The organism is Frigoribacterium sp. MEB024 (assembly GCF_000878135.1).
Lineage (GTDB): Bacteria > Actinomycetota > Actinomycetes > Actinomycetales > Microbacteriaceae > Frigoribacterium.
Genome location: NZ_JXQZ01000081.1, coordinates 21588 through 37768 on the forward strand (window position 1 = coordinate 21588; position 16181 = coordinate 37768).

Sequence of the window (16181 nt, forward strand, 5' to 3'; positions counted from 1 at the left end):
CCGGTACACATCGATGCCCACACGGGGCCTCGATGCAAAACAAAGAGGAGTAGCCCCCACATGGAGGGTCCAGAGATCAAGTTCGGCGAAGCCGTCCTCGACAACGGCAAGTTCGGCAAGCGCACCATCCGATTCGAGACCGGTCGTCTCGCCCAGCAGGCTCAGGGAGCCGTCGCTGCCTACCTCGACGAAGACACCATGCTTCTGTCGGCCACGAGCGCCAGCAAGAAGCCGAAGGACAACTTCGACTTCTTCCCGCTCACCATCGACGTCGAAGAGCGTTCGTACGCCGCGGGCAAGATCCCCGGCTCGTTCTTCCGTCGCGAGGGTCGTCCCTCGACCGAGGCCATCCTGGTCTGCCGCCTCATCGACCGGCCGCTGCGTCCCTCGTTCGTCGAGGGCCTGCGCAACGAGGTCCAGGTCGTCATCACGGTGCTGAGCATCGCTCCCGACGAGTTCTACGACGCCCTCGCGATCAACGCGGCCAGCGCCTCCACCCAGATCTCGGGCCTGCCGTTCTCCGGCCCGATCGCCGGTGTGCGTCTCGCCCTGATCGGTGACCAGTGGGTCGCCTTCCCCAAGGCGAGCCAGCTCGCCGACGCCGTCTTCGACCTCACCGTCGCGGGCCGTGTCGTCACCGACGCCGCCGGCAACGAGGACGTCGCGATCATGATGGTCGAGGCCGAGGCCACCGAGCACGCCTGGGGTCTCATCCAGGGCGGCGCCACGAAGCCCGACGAGGCGATCGTGGCCCAGGGCCTCGAGGCCGCCAAGCCCTTCCTCAAGCAGCTCGTCGACGCCCAGGCGACGATGGCCGCCCAGGCCGCGAAGGAGATCGCGGACTACCCGGTCTTCCTGCCCTACACCGACGAGGTGCTCGAGGCCGTCACGGCCGCCGCCGGCACCGAGCTCGCCGAGGTCTACAAGATCGCCGGCAAGATCGAGCGCCAGGACGCCGACGACGCCCTCAAGTCGCGCGTGAAGGACGTCATCGCCGCCAAGGTCGACGCGGGCGAGCTGCCCGACACGGCCCTCGGCCAGGTCGGTGCCGCCTACAAGTCGGCCACGAAGAAGGTCGTCCGCGACCGCATCCTCACCGAGCAGATCCGCATGGACGGCCGCGGCCTCGCCGACATCCGTCCGCTCGATGCCGAGGTCCAGGTCATCCCGCGCGTCCACGGTTCGGCCATCTTCCAGCGCGGCGAGACCCAGATCATGGGTGTCACCACGCTGAACATGCTCAAGATGGAGCAGCAGATCGACTCCCTGAGCCCGGTCACCAAGAAGCGCTACCTGCACCACTACAACTTCCCGCCCTACTCGACCGGTGAGACCGGCCGCGTGGGTTCGCCGAAGCGTCGTGAGATCGGGCACGGCTTCCTCGCCGAGCGCGCCCTCGTGCCGGTGCTCCCCAGCCGCGAAGAGTTCCCCTACGCCATCCGTCAGGTGTCCGAGGCCCTCGGCTCGAACGGCTCCACGTCGATGGGTTCGGTCTGCGCGTCGACCCTGTCGCTGCTGAACGCCGGTGTGCCCCTCAAGGCCCCGGTCGCCGGCATCGCCATGGGCCTCGTCTCCGACACGGTCGACGGCCAGACGCGCTACGCGGCCCTGACCGACATCCTCGGCGCCGAAGACGCCCTGGGCGACATGGACTTCAAGGTGGCCGGCACGAGCGAGTTCGTCACGGCGATCCAGCTCGACACCAAGCTCGACGGTCTGCCGACCGCCGTGCTCGACGCCGCCCTCAAGCAGGCCAAAGAGGCGCGTACCGCGATCCTCGGCGTCCTCAACTCGGCGATCGACGCCCCCGACGAGATGGCCCCGACCGCGCCCCGCGTGATCTCGGTCCAGATCCCGCAGGACAAGATCGGCGAGCTGATCGGCCCCAAGGGCAAGACGATCAACGCCATCCAGGACGAGACCGGCGCCGACATCAGCATCGAAGAAGACGGCACCGTCTACATCGGTGCCGTCGACGGCCCCTCGGCCGAGGCCGCCCGTGCCCAGGTCAACGCCATCGCGAACCCGACCAACCCCGAGATCGGCGAGCAGTTCCTCGGAACGGTCGTCAAGATCGCGTCGTTCGGTGCGTTCGTCTCGCTCCTCCCCGGCAAGGACGGCCTGCTGCACATCAGCGAGGTCCGCAAGCTCGCCGGTGGCAAGCGCGTCGAGAACGTCGAGGACGTCCTCGGCGTCGGCCAGAAGATCCTCGTCGAGATCACCAAGATCGACGACCGCGGCAAGCTCTCGCTCGCCCCGGTCGTGGCCGACGAGGCCGACACCGACTCGAGCGGAGCGACCGAGCAGTCGACCGATGAGTCCGTCGACGCGTAGTCAGCACGCCACGAAGGGCCCGTTCCGACCTCGGTCGGGGCGGGCCCTTCGCCGTCGGCGCCCGGCTCTCGGGCCGCGATCGGACCGGGAGTCGCGTCCCCCGGATCGGGGCGGCGACACGGCGTAACGATTGGGTGCGGCGGCGGTGGAAACCGGGCGCGTGGCCGTATTCTTGATGGTGGAGGGCGAACCATACCCCATGCGATCGCACAGAGTCGCATCGGCGGTTCGCGACGAGAAAGGGACGGCGTGACCGAGACGACGGCCGAACTCGCCCGTTCAGCCATGTCCGACTTGGCCGCTGCCGCGGTCGCTGCGGCCCGTGCCTCGGCTGCCCAGCCCACCGTTCCCGTCGACCTCGGCATCATCCAGCCGCGTCGGCGCCTCGGTCTCTCCGACCTCAAGGTCTTTCCCCTCGCTCTCGGTGGCAACGTCTTCGGTTGGACGGCCGACCAGGCCGAGACGACCTCCGTGCTCGACGCCTACTTCGACCTGGGCGGCAACTTCGTCGACACGGCCGACTCCTACGCGGGCGGCCGCAGCGAGATCATGATCGGATCGTGGATGCGTTCTCGCCGATCCCGGGACGACATGGTCGTCTCCACCAAGGTGGGCAAGAGCGCCGACAACCCCGGGTTGACCCCGCGGTCGATCGAGCGAGCCGTCGACGCGTCCCTCGAGCGGCTCGGCACCGATCGCATCGACCTTCTCTACCTGCACGTGGACGACACCGAGGTGGCGTTCGAGCGCACGCTGCTGGCCGTCGACCACCTCATCCGGGTGGGCAAGGTCCGGTGGTTCGGTGGCTCCCACCACTCGGGCAACCGCCTCTACGAAGCCCGCATCGCGGCGGGGATGCTCGGCATCGCCCCGATGGTGGCGCTGCAGAACCAGTACAACCTCCTCGACCGTGCCGAGTACGAGAAGGGCCTGGCGCACGTCGCCGCACAGCAGCGTCTCGCCGTCATGCCGCGCTTCGCCCTCGCGAGCGGCTTCCTCACGGGCAAGTACCGATCGCGATCCGACGTGGCGCACAGCCCACGTCGTCGCGTCCTGGCGAAGTACCTCTCCAAGAGAGGACTCAAGGTCGTCCACGAGCTCGACCGCATCGCGTCCGTGCACGAGGTCTCGAGTGCCGCCATCGCGCTCGCCTGGCTGCTCGCCAAGCCGAACGTCGTGGCCCCGGTCGCGAGTGCGACGAACGCCAAACAGGTCTACGAACTCGCACAGGCTGCACGGGTCCAGCTCACGCGCAACCAGGTGCTCGACCTCGACCGCGCCTCCGCCTGATCGTCGGACGTCATGGTCGAGAGGTGACCTGCGCGCTGTGTGACCGAGACGCCCGCGGACAGCCGGGCGTCCGGTGGAATCGGCCGGTGACCTAGGCGGCGAGGAGTCGTTCCGCCGTGCGGCGGAGCGACGCGGCCGCCGCGATGGCGTCGCCGGCGTAGGCGCCCACCTGGGCACCGTCCAGGGCGAGGACGAGATCGTCGGCGGCGTCGCCCGGCAAGGGGTGGCCGGCCGCCTTGAAGAGGGAGACCATCTCGCCCGTCAGCCACTCGCGGTGTTCGGCGATGCTGACGCGCACGGGGTGGGTCGGGTCGCTGAACTCGGACGCCGCGTTCGCGAAGGCCGAGCCTCGGAACGAGACGGTCTGGACCCGGGTGACGACCGCGTCGAGGTAGGCCTCGAGGGTCGCGCGACCGCCGTCGTGGGCCTCGACGAGGGCCGCCAGCTCGGTGGCCTCGAGGTCGTGCCGACCGGCGAGGTACTCGAGCACGAGCGTGTCCTTCGCGCCGAAGTGCTTGTAGAACGTGGCCTTGGTCACCGAGGACTCGGCGATGAGACGGTCGACGCCCACGACGCGGACGCCCTCGTCGTAGAAGAGGCGGTCTGCGGTCGTGAGGACGCGGGCCCGAGCGCCGGGGACGGGGGAGTCGGCGCGAGGGCGACCAGGGAGACGCTGGACGGCCGGTTGGGGGGAATCGACCGTCACAGCGTGGCTCCTTGGGACGTCTCGGCTTGAAGCCGCGTGGGGGACGCGCGCTCCGGACCTTCTGACGACGTCCGACCAGCCGCCGACGGCGACCATCAGGGGGGATGTGGTCGTCGTCGGTGGATCGACTCTAACACCGATGAGGACAAACAGAGTTGTCTGTTTGTCCCCAGGATCGTCCCCCAATTCGGGTGCCAGCCGTTCTGAGCCGCTCACGGACGACTGCAGGGGAGGTCGCCTAGGCTCGACATGATGAACGGCCCTGTCTCCTTCCCGCTCGACGAGGTCGAGATCTCCTTCCGCGCCACGGGCGACGCGCTCGTGAGGCGAACCGTGCTGCCCTCCGGGGTCCGCGTACTCAGCGAGCGCATGCCCGGGGCTCGCAGCACGACCATCGGTCTGTGGGTGGCGGTCGGTTCCCGCGACGAGTCCGACGCCGAACGGGGGTCGACGCACTTCCTCGAACACCTCCTCTTCAAGGGCACGCCGACCCGCTCGGCCCTCGACATCGCCGTGTCGTTCGAGTCGGTGGGCGGCGAGCACAACGCCGCGACCGCCAAGGAGTACACCTGCTACTACGCGCGGGTGCGCGACGTCGACCTCGACGACGCGATCGACGTGCTGAGCGACATGGTGACCTCGTCGACCCTCGACCCGGCCGAGTTCGAGACCGAGCGCGGGGTGATCCTCGAAGAACTCGCGATGGCGGACGACGATCCCGCCGACATGGCCGGTGAACGACTCTTCGAGTCGGTCTTCGGCGACCATCCGCTCGGGCGTCCGATCGGAGGCTCACCCGAGAGCATCCGTGCCGCGGCACGCGACGACGTCAACCGGCACTACCGCGAGAACTACCGTCCCCAGGACCTCGTGGTGTCGATCGCCGGTGCCGTCGACCACGACCGCGCCCTCGACCGGTTGACGGCGGCGCTCGACCGGGCCGGGTGGCCCACCGACGCGGCGTCGCCCGTGCCCCGTCGCGACGACGCGCCCGTCGGACTCGTCGCCGGCGAACCGTTGCAGGTGATCCGGCGTCCCCTCGAGCAGGCCACCGTCCTGCTGGGCCTGCCGGGCATCTCCGTCGGGGACGACCGCCGACCCACGTTGGCCGTGTTGAACTCGGTGTTGGGCGGGGGCATGTCGTCCCGCCTGTTCCAAGAGATCCGCGAGCGCCGTGGACTCGCCTACTCGGTCTACTCGTTCGCCCCGAGCTATTCGGACGCCGGTCTCTTCGGACTCTACGCCGGGTGCACCCCCGCCAACGCCGGTGACGTCGCCCGCCTCATGCTCGACGAGCTCGCCGGACTCACCGTCGACGGGATCACCGACGACGAGCGTCGTCGGGCCCTCGGCCAGTTGGGAGGGGCTGCAGCGCTCGCCCTCGAGGACAGCGACACCCGCATGAACCGCCTCGGTCGAGCAGAGATCTCGACGGGCGAGTTCGTCGACCTCGACACGTCCCTCGCTCGCGTCGAGGCCGTCACGTCCGACGACGTCCGATCGTTGGCGGCCCAGCTGCTCTCCGGCCCCTTGTCGACCGTCGTGGTCGGCGAGGTCGACGAGACGTCCTTCCCCGTCCCGACGACGACGTCGGGATCGACCCTTCGATGAACCAGGAGACGACGGTGTCCCACTACCTCTACCTCGTCCGGCACGGCGAACAGCAGGACGCCGAGCACGGGCTGCCCGACGGTCCCCTCAGCGAACGGGGCAAGCGTCAGGTGCGCCTCCTCGCCGAACGGCTCGGCGGCGTTCCCTTCGACGCGGCGTGGCACTCGCCCCTCGAGCGTGCCGAAGAGACGGCCGTCATCATGACCGAGCGCATGCCGGCGCTCGAGTCGCAGCCCTCGACCCTCCTCTTCGACTGCGTGCCGTCCGGCCCGACGTCCGACATGCCGTCGTCGTACAAGCCGTTCTTCGGCGGGGTCACCGACGAGCAGATCGAGGCCGGGCAGGCCCAGATGGCCGACGCCGTCGCCGAGTGGCTCACCCCGGCCCGCGAGGACCGCCACGACCTGCTCATCACGCACAACTTCGTGATCGGATGGTTCGTCCGCGAGGTGTTCGGGGCACCCGACTGGCGGTGGATGGGCGTCAACCAGGCCAACGCGGGGTTGACGATCATCCGGGTGCGATCGGCGAAGCCGCCCGAGCTCGTGACGCACAACGACCTCGGCCACCTTCCGGTCGAGCTGCGCACCGGTCTTCCCGTCGAACAGCCTTTCTGATCCGTCGTCCGCCCGGGCCGCCTCTCGTCAGGCGGGGCCGTGCGGGGTCCCGGCCCGGACGGTCTTGCCGTACCAGGTCGTCGCGTTCGGATTCGCGTTGTACGGCTCGATCGTCCCGTACCCCGCGCTGCGGTACAACCCTCCGGCAGCCGCCAGGCTGTCGTTCGTGTCGAGGACGATCTCGTCGGCACCGAGAGCAGAGGCCCGACGTTCGAGCTCGTCGAGAAGGGCCCGCCCGAGTCCCTGCCCCCGACCGGTGGGACGCACGTAGAGGTGCTTGACCTCGTACCGCACGGCCCCCGAGGCCGAGGGGGCGATGAGCCGGATGCCTCCGCACGCGGACGGCTCGGCGGCCTGGCCGGGGTCCGAGTCGGCCGTCTCGCCGTCGACGACGACGAACACGCCGCCCGGGGGAACGAAGGCCGTGGCGTCGGGCAGGGTCGTGGTGTAGCTCCCCTGTGCCGAGGGGAACGTGTTCTCGCGCTCGGTGAAGTACTCGGTCAGGAGGGCGGCGGCATCGGGGGAGGAGACGCTCGTCTCGCGGAACCGGGGCATGCCCTCCATGGTAGGTCGGGGTTCCGCCCTCGTCCGTCCGGGTGCCCCCGGTAGATTGGACGGCATGACTTCGCGCATCGCCGTGGTGGGAGCCACCGGCACCCTCGGCTCGTTCATCGTCGATCTCGTCGAGCGCACCCCGGGCCTCGAGCTCCACGCCGGTCTCTCGTCCCGTGACGATCTCGACGACGTCCTCGGGGCCGACCTCGTCATCGACGTCACGCATCCGGCCGTCAGTCCGGGGATCGTCGAGCACGTCGTCCGCGCCGGCATCCCGGTGCTCGTCGGCACCTCGGGCTACAACGCCGAACGGCTGGCCCGTCTCACGACGGTCGTCGCCGACGCGGGTGGCCCCGGCGTCCTGGTGGTGCCGAACTTCTCGATCGGTTCGGTCCTCGCGACCCGGTTCGCCACGCTCGCGGCGCGATTCTACGAGTCCGTCGAGATCGTCGAGGCGCACCACCAGGGCAAGGTCGATTCGCCGTCGGGCACGGCCGTCCGCACGGCCGAACTCATCGCCGAGGCCCGTCGTGACCTCGGTCCGGTGTCGGCGCCGCACGCCGACCAGCGGGCCAGGGGCCAGCAGGTGGCGAGCGTGCCGGTGCACAGCATGCGTCTGCGGGGCGTCGTCGCGAAACAGGAGGTCGTCTTCGGCGGAGAGGGCGAGACCCTCACGTTGACGCACGACACGCTCTCGCAGCGCGCCTACGAGCAGGGGCTCCGCGTCGCCATCGAGGCCGCCCCCGGCGTCACCGGCGTCGTCGTGGGTCTCGACGCCGTCCTGCCCCTCGAGTCGTGAAGGGACGTACTGCGGCGCTCCTCATGGCGCTGCTCCTGTTGCTCTACGTCGTGCTGGTCGGTCAACGGGCCGTGCTGTTCCTGTCGACCGGCGAGCCGGTGGCGATCGCGCTCGGCGTCGCCCTGCTCGTCCTTCCCCTCCTGGGGCTCTTCGCCCTCGTGGTCGAACTGCGCTTCGGCCTCCGCACGCAGCAGATCGTCCGACAGCTCGCCGACGAGGGCGCGCTGCCGGTCGACGACCTGCCGCGCCGCACCTCCGGTCGGTACGAGCGAGAGGCGGCGGACGCCGCGTTCCCGGCCTACAAGACGGCCGTCGAGGCGGCTCCCGACGACTGGCGTGCGTGGTTCCGGCTCGGCCTGGCGTACGACGCCTGCGGCGATCGCCGACGGGCCCGCCAAGCCCTGCGTTGGGCCATCAAGCTCCGACGCGAGACGACCGACTGAGCACGCCGGCCCGGTTCGGCCGAGTGGTCAGAGTGCGTCGACGAACGCCGTCAGTGCGTCCTCGACCGTGCGGTGCTGGAACACGAAACCGTCGCGCTCGAGCGCCTCGGGCACGACCTGCTGGCTGGGCAGCAGCATCTCGCGCCCGGCCTCCTGCATGGCGGTCGAGATGACGACCTCGGGGACACCCAACAGGTAGGGGCGGTGCAGGTCGGCGGCCAGGGTCCGCGTGATCAGGTCGCTCGTCGCCGGCGTGGGTCCGACCAGGTTCACGGGGCCCGAGACGGACGACGTGAGCAGGTGCACGATCGCGGCGGCCTCGTCGTGGAGGCTGATCCAGGGCCAGAACTGGTCGCCGGTGCCCAGTCGCGAGCCGAGGCCCAGCTTGGTGAGGGGCAGAAGGGGCTTGAGCGCGCCTCCTCCGGGGCCGATCACGATGCCGGTCCGCAGCGTCACGACGCGCGTGGCCTCGGGGGCCTTCCCGGCGGCGGCCTCCCAGGCGACGACGACGTCGCTCAAGAATCCCTCACCCCGGCCGCTCGACTCGGTCAGTCGTTCGCCCGGGCGGTCGCCGTAGACGCCGACGGCCGAGCCGCTGAGGAACGTCGCGGGCGGTGTCGAGGCCGCCGCCATGCCGTCGACGAGCGTCGACGTCGCGGCGAGGCGCGACTCGAGGATGTCGCGCTTGTACCCGGCCGTCCAGGGCAGACGACCCAAGGAGGCGCCGGCCAGGTTCACGACGGCGTCCGCGCGGGCGATCAGGTCGTGGTCGACGATGCCGGCACTCGGCACCCAGGTGTACTCGTCCTCGGCTCGGGGTTCGTGACGCACCAACGAGAGCGGACGGTGGCCTGCCTCGCGCAGCTGGCGGGTGAGTTCGGTGCCGATCATGCCGCTGGCGCCGGAGATCAGGACGGTGAGTGCGTCGGTCATGGGGACACCGTATTCCGGCCCGCTGGGGGAGCGTCCGCCGGCGGCCACGGTGCTTCCCGGCGGGGGCGCCCTGCGAGGTAGAGTCGACGCCGTGCCTGAGACCGAAGCCACCCCCGCCGTGCCCTCCGCCAAGACCCCCGAGTTCCGCTCCGACGTCACCGTCGAGTTGGTCCGCTCGAGCGCCCACGACTCCGACGTGCTGTTCGCGGCCCGGGTCTCCACCATGGGCGAGCTGACCCTCGACGGCGCCCAGGCATCAGCCGACGGTGCCCAGGCGACCAAGGGTGCCGGTCTCATCAACTACCTGATGCGCGATCGCCACGGCTCGCCGTTCGAGCACAACTCGATGACCTTCTACGTGCAGGCGCCGATCTTCGTGTTCCGCGAGTTCATGCGTCACCGCATGGCGAGCTACAACGAAGAGAGCGGTCGTTACCGCGAGCTCAACCCCGTCTTCTACGTGCCCGCCCCCACCCGCAACCTGCAGCAGGTCGGCAAGCCCGGCGCGTACGACTTCCTGCCCGGCACGCCCGAGCAGTCCGCCCTGGTCGACGAGGCCACCCGCGCCGCGTCGGTCCAGGCGTTCGAGGCGTACCAGCGCATGCTCGACGCCGGCATCGCCCGTGAGGTCGCGCGCATCGTGCTGCCGTTGAACATCTACTCGTCGATGTACGTGACCGTGAACGCCCGGTCCCTGATGAACTTCCTGAGCCTCCGCACCAAGCGCGAGGGCACCCACTTCCCCTCCTTCCCGCAGCGTGAGATCGAGATGTGCGCCGAGAAGATGGAAGACCTCTGGGCCGAGCTCATGCCCCTCACCTACGCGGCATTCGGGGCGAACGGGCGCGTCGCCCCCTGACGGCGGTCCTCGCCGACGCGACCCGCGCCTCCTGACAGGGGCGTCGGACGCGGCGCGGGGAGGTCGGGCCCGACGCGAGACAGTACGCTGGAGGGCGTGTCGAACATCAGCAACCCCTTCGGTCAGGTCCTCGTCGCCCTCGTGACGCCGTTCACCGCTGACGGCGAGGTCGACTGGCCGGCCGTCGAGAAGCACATCGACGACTGCATCACCGCGGGGGCCGACGGCATCGTCGTCACCGGCACCACGGGCGAGACCAGCACCCTGACCGACCCCGAGAAGCTCCGTCTCGTCGAGGTGGGCAAGTCGGTGGCCGCCGGCCGGGCCAAGATCATCACTGGTGGCGGGTCCAACGAGACCGCACACGCCATCCAGCTCTACAAGGCCAGCGAGAAGGCCGGCGCCGACGGCGTCATGATCGTCACCCCCTACTACAACAAGCCCACACAGGCCGGTGTGCTGACGCACTTCCGCATGATCGCCGATGCGACCGACCTGCCGGTCATCCTGTACGACATCCCCGGCCGCACCGGCATCCCGATCAAGTACGAGACCCTGCTCCGGGCCGCCAAGCACCCCAACATCGTCGCGGTGAAGGACGCCAAGGGCGACTTCGCCGAGGTCAGTCGTGTCCTCAACCAGACCGACCTGCTCTACTTCTCGGGCGACGACGCGAACGTGCTGCCGCACCTGGCCATCGGCGCCTCGGGCCTCATCGGCGTCACCGCGAACATCGCTGCAGCCCCGTACCGCACCATCGTCGACGCCGTGAACGCCGGCGACCTGCACACGGCGACCGAGGCGCACCAGATGCTCGAACCCCTCGTCCGCGCCGTCATGACCCACGTGCCCGGCACCGTCGCGGCGAAGTACATCCTGCACGGCCTCGGTCGCATCTCGAGCCCCCGGGTGCGCCTGCCCCTGGTCGGCCCGGAAGACAGCGAGGCCGCTCTCATCGAAGACGAACTGTCGCACGTCGGGTCCATCCCCGGCCTCGACCTCAGCCGCTTCCGGCCCGACCGCAACGCGGCGGCCGGCGGTGCGCTGCCCAAGGTGCACGGCACCACGCGCTGACCTCCTGATCCCCGCCGACGACGACGTCGGCCGCACACCTCCCGCACAGAGGGGCACGAGCCCCACCCCAACCGAAGGAACAGATGCCCACGACAATTCACGCTCCCCGAGAACTCGCCAAGGGCACGCTCCGCGTGATCCCCGTCGGCGGTCTCGGCGAGATCGGCCGCAACATGACGGTCTACGAGATCGACGGCAAGCTGCTGATCGTCGACTGTGGCGTGCTCTTCCCCGAAGAGCACCAGCCCGGAGTCGACCTGATCCTTCCCGACTTCTCGCCCATCCGCGATCGCCTCGACGACATCCTGGCCGTCGTGCTCACGCACGGGCACGAGGACCACATCGGTGCCGTGCCCTACCTGCTGCGCCTCCGCAAGGACATCCCGCTCATCGGCTCGCAGCTGACGCTCGCGCTGATCGAGGCGAAGCTCAAAGAGCACCGCATCACGCCGTACACCCTCGCCGTCAAAGAGGGCGGGCGTGAGTCGCTCGGGCCGTACGACCTCGAGTTCATCGCGGTCAACCACTCGATCCCGGACGCCCTCGCGGTCGCCATCCGCACCTCGGCGGGCACCGTGCTCCACACCGGCGACTTCAAGATGGACCAGCTGCCGCTCGACGACCGCATCACCGACCTGCGGGCGTTCGCCCGCCTCGGTGAAGAGGGCGTCGACCTGTTCCTGCCCGACTCGACGAACGCCGACGTGCCCGGGTTCACCGCGCTCGAGCGGGACATCGGGCCCGTGCTCGACGACGTGATCCGCCGGGCTCCCCGCCGCGTGGTCGTCGCGAGCTTCTCGAGCCACGTGCACCGCGTCCAGCAGGTGCTCGACGCGGCCCACGCCAACGGCCGCCGTGTCGCCTTCATGGGGCGCTCGATGGTGCGCAACATGGGCATCGCCGCCGACCTGGGCTACCTCAAGGTGCCGGACGGCGTCCTGATCGACGCCAAGAAGGCGAAGGACCTTCCCGACGACCGCATCGTCTACATGAGCACCGGGTCGCAGGGCGAGCCGATGGCCGTCCTCGCCCGCATGGCGAACCTCGAGCACCAGATCGAGATCGGCGCGGACGACACGATCATCCTCGCGTCGAGCCTGATCCCCGGCAACGAGAACGCGGTCTACCGCGTCATCGACGGCCTTACGAAGCTCGGGGCCAAGGTCGTCCACAAGGGCAACGCCAAGGTGCACGTCTCGGGGCACGCCTCCGCCGGCGAGCTGCTGTACTGCTACAACATCCTGCGACCGAAGAACGTCATGCCGGTCCACGGCGAGCACCGTCACCTCTACGCCAACGCGGCGCTGGCGGTCCGGACCGGTGTGCCGCAGAAGAACACCATCCTCGGCGAGGACGGCATCGTCGTCGACCTGCGCGACGGCGTCGCCGAGGTCGTCGGCCAGCTCGACATCGGCTACGTCTACGTCGACGGCTCGACCGTCGGCGAGATCACCGACGCCGATCTGAAGGACCGCCGCATCCTGAGCGAAGAAGGCTTCATCTCGGTCTTCATCGCCATGGACGCGTCGACGGGCCGTGTCGTCGTCGGGCCCGAGATCCAGTCGCGCGGCTTCGCCGAAGACGAACGGGTGTTCGACGACGTCAAGCCGAAGATCATCGCAGCCCTCACCGAGGCCGCCGAGAACGGCACACGAGACACGCACGCCTTCAGCCAGGTCGTGCGTCGCACGGTCGGCCGGTGGGTGAACACGCAGCACCGTCGTCGTCCGATGATCGTGCCGGTGGTCATCAGCGCCTGAGCCACGAGTTCACGACGACGGCCCGCGGGGGAGACCCGGCGGGCCGTCGTCGTCCCCGGGGCCGGTCCCGGGCCGCCCCGATCCCCGCGGAGGAGATCTCATGCTCCCGATCATCCTCCGGGGTGAGGCGGTGACGCGCCTGGCCTCGCTACGGTGACGTCTGACACGTCAGTACATCGACCGGGGGTAGCCGTGCGCATCGCCAAAGTCTGGGTCTTCCCGATCCTGCGCATCCTGATCTTCGTCGCCATCGCGGCGGCACTCGTCAAGCTCGCGTTCTTCGCGGCCCCGGCTGCCGGTGACGACACCGTCGCCGTCCCGACCGGCGAGCTCGTCGAGCCGCAGATCGCGGTGGCCGTCGGCACGATCACCAACGACGTGGCCGTCGACGCGACCGTGGTCGCCGACCCGGCGGCTCCCGTGCCCGCGACGCTCGCGGGCACGGTCACCGGAGTCGACGTCGTCAAGGGGCAGGCGGTCGCCGCGGGCGACCGGCTCGCGACACTCCGGTCCGAGACGCCGCAAGAGCCCCTCGTGGCCGCCGACGGCACCGTGACCGAGCGCAAGCCGATCGTCAAGACGGCCGTCATCACGGCACCCGTGGCCGGGACGATCACGTCGGTCGCCGTGATCAAGGACCAGACGGTCGTCGTGGGTGACGCGGTCGCGCAGGTCGCGCCTCCCACGTTCCACGTGACGGGATCACTCGCCGCGGACCAGCTGTACCGTCTGGTCAGTCGGCCGGCCGAGGGGTCCGTCGCCATCACGGGGGGGCCGGCGCCGTTCCCGTGCACGGCGCTCACCGTGGGGGGGAGCACCTCGTCGTCCGCGGGGCCGGACGACGGCGGGGAGGCCGGTGCGCCGACGGGGGACTCGTCGGGACAGAGCGTCTCCTGCGTCGTGCCGGGCGACGTCACCGTGTTCAGCGGACTCGCCGCCAGGCTGACCATCCCTGCCGGTGTCGCCACCGACGTCCTGACCGTGCCCCTCACGGCTGTGGAGGGCGCGGCGGGCAAGGGCGTCGTCTCGGTCGTCGGAGCGGACGGCTCCACCGAGAAGCGCGACATCACGCTCGGCATCAACGACGGCACGATCGTCGAGGTCACCGGCGGTCTGGCCGAGGGCGACCTGGTGCTCGAGTTCGTCCCGGGCGCCGCTGCGGCGCCGCAGGGTGACTGCATCGACCCCGCCACGGGCGCGGACCTCTGCAGCTGATGGCTCTGATCAGGCTCGAGGCGGTCACCAAGACGGTGCCGCTCGCCGACGACCGGACACTGGACATCCTGACGGGCGTCGACCTCGAGGTGGACGCGGGCGAGCACGTCAGCATCGTGGGGCGTTCGGGGTCGGGCAAGTCGACGTTGCTCAACATCCTTGGTCTCATCGACGAGCCCACCACGGGGACGCACTGGTTCGACGACGTCGACGTGCGCGCGATCCGGCGCGGTCGGCGCGATCGGCTGAGGGGCGCCCAGGTCGGGTTCATCTTCCAGCAGTTCAACCTGCTGCAAGGGCGCACGGCACTCGAGAACGTTATGACCCCGTTGCTCTACTCGTCGGGTGCCGAGTTCTGGCGTCGGCGGTCCATCGCGGGCGAGATGCTGGAGCGCGTGGGTCTCGGTCACCGGGCCGACTCCATGCCCCATCGCCTGTCGGGCGGCGAACAGCAGCGCGTGGCGATCGCCCGCTCGCTCGTCCGCCGGCCGCGCGTCATCCTCGCCGACGAACCGACCGGTGCGCTCGACGTCGAGACGGGCGCGGGGGTGATGACGCTGCTCGACGGCATCGCGACCGAGAACGAGGCCGCACTGGTGACGATCACCCACGATCTCGCGGTCGCCGCGCGCGCCTCGAGGCATTACCAGCTCGACGAGGGTGTCCTCTCGGCATCGGCCGACGGAGCTCTCCGGACACCGACGCCGACGTCGTCGCGCGTCGCGTCGACGTCGTCCCCCCGCGACGAGGTCGACGCGTGAGGCGTGTGGTGGCCGACGTGGTGGGGGCATTCGCCGAGGCCTGGGCCGAACTGCGCGTCAACAAGCTCCGCGTGCTGCTCAGCCTGATCGGGGTGGCCGTCGCCGTCGCGGCCCTGACCGGCGTGGTCGCCCTCGGCGGGCTCGCCGAGCAGTCCTCCCGCGAGAACGCCGAGCGGTTCGGTGGCCGTCCCGCGAACTACTACGTCAACGCCTATTCCGACGGCGCCACGTCGCCGAGCACCGAGGCGATCGCGGACGCCTTCGCCACGACGACGGCACGCTACGGGATCGAGCAGACCAGCCGCGTCGTGTACGGCAATCGAGCCGTCCAGCTGCCGGACGGGGTGACCGAGGTCGGGGCCGTCACGGTCGACGTCCCCTACGGCGAGATGCACCGGGTCGTCATGACGGAGGGGTCGTGGTTCACGGACGGGGACGCGTCACGTCTCGCGCCGCCCGTCATCGTCAACGAGGTGCTCTGGCGGCAGCTCGGCTCCCCGCCGTTGTCGTCGCATCCGACCTTGCTGGTCCGGGGGTCGGACTCGGCGACGCTCGTCGTCACCGGAGTCTCGGCGGCGACCGAGTACGACGGCCCGCAGATGTACCTGCTGCCGATCACCGACTACGACCTCGCCCTGGCGAGCTACGGCGCCGAGACCCCGCAGTACGAGATGTGGCTGCCGCCCGAGACCAGCGATGCCCTGAGCGCTCAGGTGGCGTCCGACATGGGGGCGAGCCTCGGCGACGACGTGCAGGTCGACGTGTCGCGACAGGACTACGCCGCCGGCGGCGACGCCGACCCCTTCGGTCCCATCAAGCTGATCATCACGGGGGTCGGCGTGCTGGTGTTGCTCCTCGGCGGTCTCGGCCTCGTCAACATCGCGCTCGTGACGGTCCGTCAGCGCATCCGCGAGATCGGCGTGCGTCGGTCCTTCGGGGCCACGGCTCCCCGGGTCTTCTTCTCGGTCATGCTCGAGAGCGTCGTCGGCACGGTCGTGGCGGGCGCCGCGGGCGTCATGGTGGCCGTCCTCGTCGTCGAGAACCCGACGGTGCAGGGTTACATCGCCCAGGGTGCCGTCAGCGACCTCCCCCCGTTCCCCGTCGAGGCGGCGCTGATCGGCCTGGCATCGGCAACGGCCATCGGGGCGGTGGCCGGTCTACTGCCGGCTCTCGTGGCGATCCGTGTCAAAGTGATCGACGCCATCCGCTACTGACACACACCGG

Annotated in this window: 15 protein-coding genes; 12 read left to right on the top strand and 3 right to left on the bottom strand. The window is 70.0% G+C overall.

The annotated features are described in order from the left end of the window. Positions 1 to 60: 60 nt before the first annotated feature. Positions 61 to 2334, top strand: coding sequence for a polyribonucleotide nucleotidyltransferase (locus SZ60_RS13355; RefSeq protein ID WP_043596663.1), 2274 nt, complete (start codon positions 61 to 63; stop codon positions 2332 to 2334). Positions 2335 to 2583: 249 nt separating this feature from the next. After that, positions 2584 to 3624, top strand: a complete 1041-nt coding sequence (locus SZ60_RS13360) for an aldo/keto reductase (RefSeq protein WP_231567171.1) — start codon at positions 2584 to 2586, stop codon at positions 3622 to 3624. A 91-nt stretch (positions 3625 to 3715) separates the two neighbouring features. Here SZ60_RS13360 and SZ60_RS13365 read toward each other — a convergent pair whose 3' ends face one another. Then, entirely contained in the window at positions 3716 to 4330 is a 615-nt protein-coding gene (locus SZ60_RS13365) for a TetR/AcrR family transcriptional regulator (RefSeq protein WP_043596665.1), read from the bottom strand. A 252-nt stretch (positions 4331 to 4582) separates the two neighbouring features. On the opposite strand from SZ60_RS13365, the gene SZ60_RS13370 reads away from it, so the two are divergent. Both SZ60_RS13370 and SZ60_RS13375 read left to right on the top strand, forming a co-directional pair. Next, complete coding sequence (locus tag SZ60_RS13370) at positions 4583 to 5941, top strand: pitrilysin family protein (RefSeq protein ID WP_043596727.1); 1359 nt, start codon at positions 4583 to 4585, stop codon at positions 5939 to 5941. Between the two features lie 14 nt (positions 5942 to 5955). Continuing rightward, positions 5956 to 6558: a histidine phosphatase family protein gene (locus tag SZ60_RS13375; RefSeq protein ID WP_043596729.1), complete on the top strand. Its 603-nt coding sequence runs from the start codon at positions 5956 to 5958 to the stop codon at positions 6556 to 6558. Between the two features lie 27 nt (positions 6559 to 6585). On the opposite strand, the gene SZ60_RS13380 is transcribed toward SZ60_RS13375, so the two are convergent. Next, positions 6586 to 7113, bottom strand: coding sequence for an N-acetyltransferase (locus SZ60_RS13380; RefSeq protein WP_043596731.1), 528 nt, complete (start codon positions 7111 to 7113; stop codon positions 6586 to 6588). 64 nt (positions 7114 to 7177) lie between these two features. On the opposite strand from SZ60_RS13380, the gene dapB reads away from it, so the two are divergent. After that, entirely contained in the window at positions 7178 to 7912 is a 735-nt protein-coding gene (gene dapB / locus SZ60_RS13385) for a 4-hydroxy-tetrahydrodipicolinate reductase (protein WP_043596667.1), read from the top strand. Next, entirely contained in the window at positions 7909 to 8355 is a 447-nt protein-coding gene (locus SZ60_RS13390) for a tetratricopeptide repeat protein (protein ID WP_369700712.1), read from the top strand. The genes dapB and SZ60_RS13390 overlap by 4 nt, the downstream gene beginning before the upstream one ends. A gap of 27 nt (positions 8356 to 8382) precedes the next feature. On the opposite strand, the gene SZ60_RS13395 is transcribed toward SZ60_RS13390, so the two are convergent. Beyond that, complete coding sequence (locus SZ60_RS13395) at positions 8383 to 9288, bottom strand: TIGR01777 family oxidoreductase (protein WP_043596671.1); 906 nt, start codon at positions 9286 to 9288, stop codon at positions 8383 to 8385. 91 nt (positions 9289 to 9379) lie between these two features. Between SZ60_RS13395 and thyX the strand changes: the two genes are divergently transcribed. From thyX to SZ60_RS13425, 6 genes are all read left to right on the top strand, one after another. Further along, positions 9380 to 10147 (top strand): FAD-dependent thymidylate synthase, encoded by a 768-nt coding sequence (gene thyX / locus SZ60_RS13400; protein WP_231567172.1) that lies wholly within the window; start codon positions 9380 to 9382, stop codon positions 10145 to 10147. A 96-nt stretch (positions 10148 to 10243) separates the two neighbouring features. Then, positions 10244 to 11221, top strand: coding sequence for a 4-hydroxy-tetrahydrodipicolinate synthase (dapA, locus tag SZ60_RS13405; protein ID WP_043596672.1), 978 nt, complete (start codon positions 10244 to 10246; stop codon positions 11219 to 11221). A gap of 83 nt (positions 11222 to 11304) precedes the next feature. After that, positions 11305 to 12981, top strand: a complete 1677-nt coding sequence (locus tag SZ60_RS13410; protein ID WP_043596674.1) for a ribonuclease J — start codon at positions 11305 to 11307, stop codon at positions 12979 to 12981. Positions 12982 to 13173: 192 nt separating this feature from the next. After that, positions 13174 to 14196 (top strand): efflux RND transporter periplasmic adaptor subunit, encoded by a 1023-nt coding sequence (locus tag SZ60_RS13415; protein WP_043596676.1) that lies wholly within the window; start codon positions 13174 to 13176, stop codon positions 14194 to 14196. Beyond that, positions 14196 to 14957, top strand: coding sequence for an ABC transporter ATP-binding protein (locus tag SZ60_RS13420; protein WP_082060161.1), 762 nt, complete (start codon positions 14196 to 14198; stop codon positions 14955 to 14957). The genes SZ60_RS13415 and SZ60_RS13420 overlap by 1 nt, the downstream gene beginning before the upstream one ends. Continuing rightward, complete coding sequence (locus tag SZ60_RS13425; protein WP_231567173.1) at positions 14954 to 16171, top strand: ABC transporter permease; 1218 nt, start codon at positions 14954 to 14956, stop codon at positions 16169 to 16171. The genes SZ60_RS13420 and SZ60_RS13425 overlap by 4 nt, the downstream gene beginning before the upstream one ends. Positions 16172 to 16181: the final 10 nt, after the last annotated feature.

Excerpts from the sequence above, each read along its gene's own strand:
- SZ60_RS13370 (WP_043596727.1), top strand. The coding sequence starts at position 4,583 with ATGAACGGCCCTGTCTCCTTCCCGCTCGACGAGGTCGAGATCTCCTTC.
- SZ60_RS13380 (WP_043596731.1), bottom strand. The coding sequence starts at position 7,113 with ATGCCCCGGTTCCGCGAGACGAGCGTCTCCTCCCCCGATGCCGCCGCC.
- dapB (WP_043596667.1), top strand. The coding sequence starts at position 7,178 with ATGACTTCGCGCATCGCCGTGGTGGGAGCCACCGGCACCCTCGGCTCG.
- SZ60_RS13410 (WP_043596674.1), top strand. The coding sequence starts at position 11,305 with ATGCCCACGACAATTCACGCTCCCCGAGAACTCGCCAAGGGCACGCTC.
- SZ60_RS13395 (WP_043596671.1), bottom strand. The coding sequence starts at position 9,288 with ATGACCGACGCACTCACCGTCCTGATCTCCGGCGCCAGCGGCATGATC.
- SZ60_RS13420 (WP_082060161.1), top strand. The coding sequence starts at position 14,196 with ATGGCTCTGATCAGGCTCGAGGCGGTCACCAAGACGGTGCCGCTCGCC.
- SZ60_RS13355 (WP_043596663.1), top strand. The coding sequence starts at position 61 with ATGGAGGGTCCAGAGATCAAGTTCGGCGAAGCCGTCCTCGACAACGGC.